The organism is Bizionia gelidisalsuginis, assembly GCF_008086185.1.
GTDB lineage: Bacteria > Bacteroidota > Bacteroidia > Flavobacteriales > Flavobacteriaceae > Bizionia > Bizionia saleffrena.
The window spans coordinates 1-8,769 of sequence record NZ_VSKN01000039.1 but is presented as its reverse complement, the minus strand read 5'-3'; the positions used below and the strand labels follow the sequence as shown (position 1 = coordinate 8,769).

The following is an 8,769-nucleotide window of genomic DNA, read 5'->3' as shown; positions in this document are numbered from 1 at the left end:
AATTACCATTGCCTGGGAAACTTCCCGATTCAAAAGCTTCAAATTCTTTACGCCACTTGTATAAAAGAGTAACCTTGATACCTAGTTCTCTTGCTAGTTCTGACAGGTTCTTTCTGTCCTTACTTAATTCTACAGCTTGTCGTTTAAAAGCTGGATCATATTTCTTTCGCTCTTGTGTCATAAGTTAAATGTAAGACTTTATGCTTAACTTGTACTGTCCGCTAAATTAGCACATCCATAATGAGTAAATAACTCCGGGTATTTTTTATCTTTATTTTGTCTAATAAATTCATCATAAGTAATAACCTTTTCTTTTAATGAACTATAATTTACTTCTACTTTCTCATGTTTACCTCTAATGAATTTAAAAGTATGTTTTCCATCTATTTTATATATGTCTTCGATTTGATTACTGACTAAAATATCTTTCTCCTTTTCAAACAGAAAAATAATTTTTGCATCATTTTGAGAAGATGAATTAAAGAAAGCGAACAAAAAAATAAAGTATAAATTTTTCATATTATTAGCAATTAGGGTTGTTAGCATAAAAAGTAGTTACAGTTCGAATATGTTGTTCGATTTCTCGAAATTATTTTTCCTTTATTAATACTTTCATTAAGTCTATTAAGTTTTTTTATTATTAGTTCGTTGTCCTCAATTCTTTTTTTATTAATCTTAGATATTTTAAACTTTGGGTTTAGACTATTTTCTGTTTGTGAACTCCGTGTAAAATCATCATCTTTTTGGCTGCTAGATAATACCAATGTAACCCCGAAGAGCAACATTACTAGTTTTAAATACTGTTTACATTTTCTTTTTTTCAATCGTTTGGTTAGTTTTAAAAATTATTGATTTTTATTATTAAAACTAAGTGTATAAAAATAATAACAATCTCACAATACCTTTTTGTACCATTCATCGAAAACTACAACTTATTTGCGCTTTTCATTACGGTAAAAACCGTAATTGGAGTGAAAACTCACTTTTAAATATTAAAAAAAGCCACTACTTGTGTAATGGCTTTTAGTTTGTTTGTTCATTCAATAGTTTAAAATATAAGAAAATAGCAAAAAAGAAACAAACTTTATATTTAACTCTTAACTGCTATTTTTTAATTAGTGTTTAGTGAAAAATACGCCTCTGGGAAACATAAAATATTTTTGTAAAAGACAAGCAACAGCTTATGTTTTGGGCACATTTTTGCGAAAAAGCAAAAACCAGGCCTTCCGCTATATCTTTTGCCAAACGCAAAAGGATGCCGCTACACTCCTTTTTGCAGCTTGCAATTATAGCTTATAAGCAATTTTAAAGAGGATGATTCGAGGTAGAATAAAAGTCTTACTATCAGAAGTTACAAAAGAAGTAGCATTGTTACTTTGTTTATAGGGCGTATTAAAAAGATTAGTACCACTAACTTCAAAACCCCACGGACTTTCGCTTAACTGATAAAATAAAGAGGCATTTGCAGAATAAAAACGCGTTGTAGATTTCTGATTTATATTGCGGTAGTGATCTCCGCTATAGTCTGCATTAAAAATAAACCCATTTAAAAAATCATATTCTAAAGACGTAAAGAGCCCATCATTTTCATATTTAGAAACGACACCATACGTGTTGTAATGATTAAACGCTTTACTATAACCTATTTCTATGTTAGGGTAATTTTTAAAAGCAGTCTCAGCACTGACTTTTATTGTGGTGAACTGAGATGTGTTTTTACTTGTAATGGCGTTTACAATTTGGAAATACTCAAAATAATTATATTTACTTTTAAGCTTATATTTAATACTACCAAGCTTTTTTTCAACCCCGAAATCAAATAACCAAGAGCGCTCGGCATCCTTAAACCCCATAATTGTATTAAATTGCTCGATCCCCTCTAATTGAGAAATTAGCTTATTACTTTCTATTCTCTTATTTAAAGAGATACCGGCATACACGTTTAGTTTTCTATATAAACTAAATTTATGATACCTTAAACTTACCGTATGATACAATGTGTTTTCTAACTCCGGATTCCCTTTGAAAACGCTATTAAAACGAGACAGTATAAAATTATATGCTAAATTATTTACTTCTGGGAAAACAGCATTTAACTTATAACTAAAATTAAATTTCCCTTTAGATTTTAGATCTAACTTAGCAGTTAATTGAGGTAAAAGTAAGTTTTTCGTTTTAGTAAAACGCTCTAATGCTCCAATACTACTCCAATTATAAAAATGATAAAATAAAGCTGGTTTAACAGTTAAATTATTCACTAGAAACTTATACTCTACGCCCAAAAAAGTATTTATAAAACTATAGTTAAAATCGTTTCCAAAACCTGCACTATCAAAATTGTTTATTGCGCCACTAGTTAACTGCTGTACGTCTTCATTTTTAAAATGACTAAACACAGTATTAACCCCAATACTGCTATAAAGATGATTAAAAGAATTTAAACTCCAATAGTCTTTAAAAATAGCATCTGCGGTATGGGTCTTTACCTTCTTTGATTGTAAAATACTATAATAATTATCGTCTTGGAGCGGAATTAAACCTTGTAAAATTTTCTGATTAGTTCTCCAATTGGTAAATGGTTTATCATTTGCAAAAGCATAAGTAGCCTCTAAAGTTGCTATATGTTTTTTCGATAATTTGCGTGTGTATTGAATATTTTGTGTTAATTGAAGATCTAATACATCGTGAAACCCATTGATAGTATTATTGGAATTTGTACTCTGTGTAGTCACCAATTCGCTACTTGTATTATCTGTTAGCTTAACGACACTAGAATACGTAAAATCTTCCTCTAAGCTAGGCTTATAATCCATTTTTAGTTTTCCGATAGTAAAAAACTCCTTTAGTTGCTGATTCGTTTCACGATACTCTACAAAGGGCATACTAAAATTGTACTGATTTACAGTATTGTTTTTTGTACTTGTTTTCGCCTTACTAGTAATAACATAACCACTAATATCTAAATATTCGGAAAGAGACTGCCTAACACTCATAGCTCCAAACTGACTGGTTCTCTCTGTAAAATCTTGATGTTTTAAATAGTGCCCAACATCACTTTGGTATAACGCACTATAACTTCCAGTAGAATTTATTAATGAACTCAAACCGCCCTCAAACTCTAAATAATCTCTAAACGTAAAACTTTTTACGCCAGTATTATTAAGATCTATAATAGTATTAATGGTTGTTTTAGGGCTGTAATAAAATAAAGTAGGATGTATAACATACTTCTTTTTAATACTGCCGCCAGCTTCTATATCACCAAATGCAAATTGCTTTTTATTTTCTTTTAGTTTAATATTCATCGCTACATTTTCGCTGTCCTGCAAGCCTTTAAGCATAGCAACTTCATTATAATTATCTAAAACTTCAATTTCATCGACAACATCTGCGGGAATATTATTAACAGCCATTTTACTACTTCCTGTAAAAAAGGTTTTATTCTCGACTAAAACACGAGTCACTTTTTTACCACGTACACTAACATTACCTAATTTATCGACTTCTACACCAGGCAGCTTTTTTAAAACATCCTTAAGTTTTCGTTCTTCTCCAGTTACAAATTTATCTATACGATATACAATAGTATCTTTTTTAACAGATATGGGTGGCGTATAATTTATGGTAACCTCACCTAACTCATTATTATTAATTTTAAGTCGGAAATTTTTAGTGCTATTTAAATGGGAAGTTTTAAAACTTAATTCTTGCGACACATAGCCTAAGTGACTTACAGTTATAGAATACGTTTGATTACGCTCTAGCTCTAATTTATACGTACCTTTCTCGTTACTTACCGCATACCGAATATCGCTATTATGATTGGGAATAGCCAAAATATTAGCATACTCCAATGGCGTACTTAAACTGTCATTAACAACACCAGAAAGCGTGATGTTTTGAGCGCATACTATAGCAGAGTAAAAACACAAGACTATAATAAAACCATATGTTTTTAACATATACTCTTTAATTTTTAATATTGTTTTATTTCCCTCTGTTTAAAACATCTCTTTTAAACTCTAACAAAGCATTAACTTGTTGCGTTCTTGTAATTTCATTTCTTTTTTCTAAAGGACTTATTTTAGCCGTAGTATTACTGTTTATCTTCGATACATAATAGGTTGCTGTCGCCAATTGTGCTTCCATAATTAAACCCGGCAATCCTTCAAGTTGTTTTGGTCCGTAGGGTACCGGAATCTGTGGTGTAAACCAAGCTTCGATAGTACTTTCTTCGCCAAATCCCAATAAATTATGACCTTTTCTTAATACGGCCCGATAACATAAAAAACCACCTATTGATTTACTTTCTGTAGTAATCTTCCACTCTAGCTCGTTTGGACTGCTTATAATATTTAAAGCCTCTCCAAAAAACAAAGTTTGATAGGTTAGTTGTTTATTTGGTCTATTATAATAGTATTTATTTTCTTTTTCTCGCTTTACTAACTGCCAGTAGCTGTTGTTTTCAATTTCAGATTTTAAACCTAATGTCACGGCATCGATAAAAAACAAAGCTTCGGTGTTATTAAATAGTAACGTATACTTTAATTGGTCTAAAGCCTTCTCTTGTTCTTGTAATAGCTTTATACCCGAATCGCCATATTTGTTTTTTATTTCTGTAGAAATATCAGCGCTACGCAAAGCGCGTTTATAAGTAACTTCTGTAACTTGAGCCATTATATGACCTTGAACCATTAATAAGGCAAAAAATAATAAATACTGTTTCATATAAAAAATACACACGGTTACCATTACAGTACCGTGTGTTTTAAAGTGTTTAATTACCAATACCTGATATTAAATCATCAACGCAACTATTGTACACTGCCGCTGCACTGTTATAATCTTGATGAAAATCAAAGTCTAAATCTGCCAAATCTTGACATTCCTGAAAGGGGTCGTCTTTTAGTAAAACTCTATTAGCACTAGTCATGCTCATAAAGAACATACATACTAAACTTAATACTAATACTTTTTGTAAAATTTTCATATTTTAAATTTTTAGTCAGGTTTCTGACGGTTAATAAAAAAGCCTTAAAATTTACCATTAAGTAAATTGAGAATAGCGCTATTTAAAGATTACTCTTTAGTTTTTAACATATTTGAAAATAGGCTTAAATGTTACAAATATGTTAGATACATTTCAAACATATAATAATAATAACAATCTCACAATACCTTTTTATACCATTCATCGAAAACTACAACTTATTTGCACTTTTCGTTACGGTAAAAACCGTAATTGGAGTGAAAACTCACTTTTAAATATTTAAAAAAGCCACTACTTGCGTAATGGCTTTGTAAAGTCATTTATAGCTTTGTTATACTTTATTGTTTAATTAACACATATCTACCAAAAGGCAAGTTAGGCTCTTGTGGTGCACCAACTGGAATTATAGAAGACCCTTTTTTAGCAAAATCTATTTGCATTTTATCGGCAACACCAAATTCACTGATGTGACGAAGCCCCATATACATTGTTCCTACGAGATAACTTAAATTCGGGTTGGGATCTTCAAAATAAATTCTTACACGTTTTTCTAAAAGACTACAATTGGAACAGCCTGGAAATTCTTTTTTTAAAATAGTATAATTCCCTAATAAACTGTGGTCGTATACACTATCTAAATCGTCTGTATTATCAAAGTCTATTAGCGTATTAACTTTTTGAACTCCATTTTCAATATATTTATATTCTCCTACTAATAAATCCTCATACCAATCATCATTATACACTTGCTCCTTTTTTTCAAACTTGATAGTTAAAGAAGTAGTACCATTGGTATAAAGCCAAGTTCCCACGAATTTATCTAAGTCGTTATTAATATCTTTTAAATAGGAATCTGTAGTTATTTCTGCATTCTTATCATGGATACTTATTATTGGATTTTGCGCCTTACAAGTAAATGTTATTCCTATTAAGGCTATTAAAATTATATTTCTCATTTATTATTTTTTCAATTCATTACAACGTTCTGATGTAGCTGTTCTATTTGAATTAGGTGTTGTTATCAATTTCAGATTTTAAACCTAATGTCACGGCATCGATAAAAAACAAAGCTTCGGTGTTAGTAAATAGTAACGTATACTTTAATTGGTTTAAAGCCTTCTCTTGTTCCTGTAATAGCTTTATACCCGAATCGCCATATTTATTTTTTATTTCTGAAGAAATATCAGCGCTACGCAAAGCGCGTTTATAAGTAACTTCTGTAACTTGAGCCATTATATGACCTTGAACCATTAATAAGGCAAAAAATAATAAATACTGTTTCATATAAAAAATACACACGGTAACCATTACAGTTCCGTGTGTTTTAAAGTGTTTAATTACCAATATCTGATATTAAATCATCTACACAACTATTGTACACTGCCGCTGCACTGTTATAATCTTGATGAAATTCAAAGTCTAAATCAGCCAAATCTTGACATTCCTGAAAGGGGTCGTCTTTTAGTAAAACTCTATTAGCACTAGTCATGCTCATAAAGAACATACATACTAAACTTATTCTTTAACTGGTCTAGTGAATTTAACTTCTCTCAATACTATTGTGTCGTTTTCAATTTCATCCACATCTATAATAAAAACAGCTACATCTTGTTCCCAACTATCCTCTTTCTCAAAGGTTTTACAAACTTTAGAATAAGATGTGTTTTTAAAAAAATCATTAGTTAAAACCTTTTTTCCTTTAAGGAAACTTGAATCTGTCGCAATTATTAAAGATGGAGAATAATCCTTTGGTAATATAGATTTGTTTTTACTCCAATTAAAGTGTGAAAATCTGTATGCAAACTCATAGAGTAGTCCTTCTTTTTTTTCTTGAATCTTAAAAACATATGAGTCGTCTATAGGAATACCTCCTTTTATTGTTAGTTTTTCTTTTGGAATGATTTGTTTATTCATTCCTTCAATATTATCATTAAAAAGTATATATAGAGTATCTTTTTTTTGGGTTTGTGACTGACAACCTTGAAAAACAAAAAATACAATTAACAGTAGCATGTTACTTTTCATAATTAATTACAATTAGGTGTTTTAGTCGAGTTTACTTTTGCAGTTTCAAAACTAATACTATAGTTTATTGCGTTTTCAGGAATATTCAAATAATCAAGTATCTCATCCAAGTTTAGGATGAGATACTTGATAAATTTTAGAATTATACTGACTACTATTTTTGAAAAAAATGCTTTTAATCTATTTCTTGTGTAAAAACAACATCAATTAAATACAATTGATTATCCAAAGTGTCTTTTTCAATAATATAATATTTCTTATTTGATTTTTTTAAAAATATTGAATCTCTCTGAATATTATTAAAACTATTAAGCCATTTAATGTGTTTCACATTAAGTTTCATAGTATCATTAGCTAACATCTTTACTCTTATAGGATTATTTCTATTTTCTCTATCTTTAGGTGTAAAAATTATATTTTCAGTATCAAGTTTATACAAATACTTTATAGGTCCATTTTTCCAACTATAATATTTTTTCATTGAATTATTTGGAAACTTTGAATCAAAGTAAAAATAATAAGTATTTTCATTCCTTATTAATCTAGTGTCTTTACTCAAACATGATGCAAAAAACACTGCTAGAATTGGCATGTATATAGTTTTCATATTTAATTACAATTAGGTATTTTAGTTGAATATACTTTTGCAGCTTCAAAACTATTACTATAGTTAATTGCATTCTCTGGAATACTCAAATAATTAGTTTGACCAACAGTGCCATTTAATCCCAAATAAGCAATGCATGTATAGAATTGCTCAATTGTCATATCTGGATAATCATTATTTAACGAATCTATAAAAGTTTGATCATTTAACAAGGGATGTATTTCTTGTAAAGTTTGTGATACCAAGCCAATATAATGATTTGCCATAACTTCATGTTGCCATCCTTTATAAACTCTATACTCTTCATATATCGCTTCAAAATCATTAATATCTGGTAAGTTTATAGTGTTTCCGTTATTCAAGTTGAAAAGAGCTAAATATAAATTAGCATGTATAGCTTCATGAATTATAGTTCTTGCAATAAATAACGTAGGAGTCTGGTTACTGTTTACATAGTCTTGGTCAATTGAAATATTTACTAAATTATCTGTTTCTAGATAATTATAGGAACAACCACTTGGGTCAAGAACATTATTACATTGTAAATCTTGTACAACTTGAAATTTTAAATCATAATCACTTTCTTCTCCAATAAAATTTTCTAAAAGATTTTTAATTCTTTTATTTTTGGAAATTTGTTGGTAGGTGCATCTCACTTTCACATTATTCACGAACGTAGAATCTAATATAACATTGTTGGAAAAATCCACTTCTCCTCCATTCATCAAAGTAATTACAGCTTCAATAGCAAAAGCTTGAGCAGTTTCGGAGCATTCATTCTTATCTATGTAGTAACTAATTTGACCAACAGCACCTTTAGGTTGAGATTGCAACCAAGCAGACATTTCTGCGGTAAAACCATTTGGAGAACCTCCTATGCTTAATTGACTTAAACAAAGAACAACTTTTTCCCAAGGTTGTGGAAAAGTTGGTGTTGTAACACCATCATTGCTTGATGAACCACCACTACCACCGTTACTGGTTTGGCTTCCACTTGTATCCCCGGTGTTTGGGGATCCAGTATCATTACCCTCTGGTTCGCCAGAATCTCCCCAGCTTCCTGCACCACCTCCTCCGCTGGGCGTGCAAGTTTCTGTAATTACTATACTATAAAAATCAATACCACAATCACCATAACCTATAGAAT

10 protein-coding genes and 1 pseudogene are annotated in these 8,769 nt (G+C 30.1%); all 11 read right to left on the bottom strand.

All coding sequences use genetic code 11. From position 1 onward, the window contains the following. A partial coding sequence (locus tag ES677_RS14605) for a transposase (protein ID WP_148380285.1) occupies window positions 1-181 on the bottom strand: 181 nt, incomplete at its 3' end. A 23-nt stretch (window positions 182-204) separates the two neighbouring features. After that, window positions 205-519 carry a hypothetical protein gene (locus ES677_RS14600; protein ID WP_148381642.1) on the bottom strand — a complete coding sequence of 105 codons (315 nt, stop codon included), beginning with the start codon at window positions 517-519 and terminating at the stop codon, window positions 205-207. A 767-nt stretch (window positions 520-1,286) separates the two neighbouring features. After that, complete coding sequence (locus tag ES677_RS14595; protein WP_148381641.1) at window positions 1,287-3,962, bottom strand: carboxypeptidase-like regulatory domain-containing protein; 2,676 nt, start codon at window positions 3,960-3,962, stop codon at window positions 1,287-1,289. 25 nt (window positions 3,963-3,987) lie between these two features. Then, complete coding sequence (locus ES677_RS14590; protein ID WP_170235070.1) at window positions 3,988-4,728, bottom strand: GLPGLI family protein; 741 nt, start codon at window positions 4,726-4,728, stop codon at window positions 3,988-3,990. A gap of 49 nt (window positions 4,729-4,777) precedes the next feature. Beyond that, complete coding sequence (locus tag ES677_RS15370; RefSeq protein ID WP_170234469.1) at window positions 4,778-4,939, bottom strand: hypothetical protein; 162 nt, start codon at window positions 4,937-4,939, stop codon at window positions 4,778-4,780. Between the two features lie 389 nt (window positions 4,940-5,328). After that, window positions 5,329-5,946: a DUF6705 family protein gene (locus ES677_RS14585; protein WP_148371006.1), complete on the bottom strand. Its 618-nt coding sequence runs from the start codon at window positions 5,944-5,946 to the stop codon at window positions 5,329-5,331. Window positions 5,947-5,998: 52 nt separating this feature from the next. Then, on the bottom strand, window positions 5,999-6,274 hold the full coding sequence (locus ES677_RS14580) for a hypothetical protein (RefSeq protein WP_148381639.1): 276 nt from the start codon (window positions 6,272-6,274) through the stop codon (window positions 5,999-6,001). A 49-nt stretch (window positions 6,275-6,323) separates the two neighbouring features. Beyond that, a complete protein-coding gene (locus ES677_RS15365; RefSeq protein WP_170234470.1) occupies window positions 6,324-6,485 on the bottom strand; it encodes a hypothetical protein in 162 nt (53 codons plus the stop codon). A gap of 20 nt (window positions 6,486-6,505) precedes the next feature. Continuing rightward, entirely contained in the window at window positions 6,506-7,015 is a 510-nt protein-coding gene (locus ES677_RS14575) for a hypothetical protein (RefSeq protein ID WP_148381638.1), read from the bottom strand. Between the two features lie 175 nt (window positions 7,016-7,190). Beyond that, window positions 7,191-7,622, bottom strand: coding sequence for a hypothetical protein (locus ES677_RS14570; protein WP_148371009.1), 432 nt, complete (start codon window positions 7,620-7,622; stop codon window positions 7,191-7,193). 2 nt (window positions 7,623-7,624) lie between these two features. Then, window positions 7,625-8,769 (bottom strand): annotated as a pseudogene (locus tag ES677_RS15360) (hypothetical protein); the annotation flags it as partial.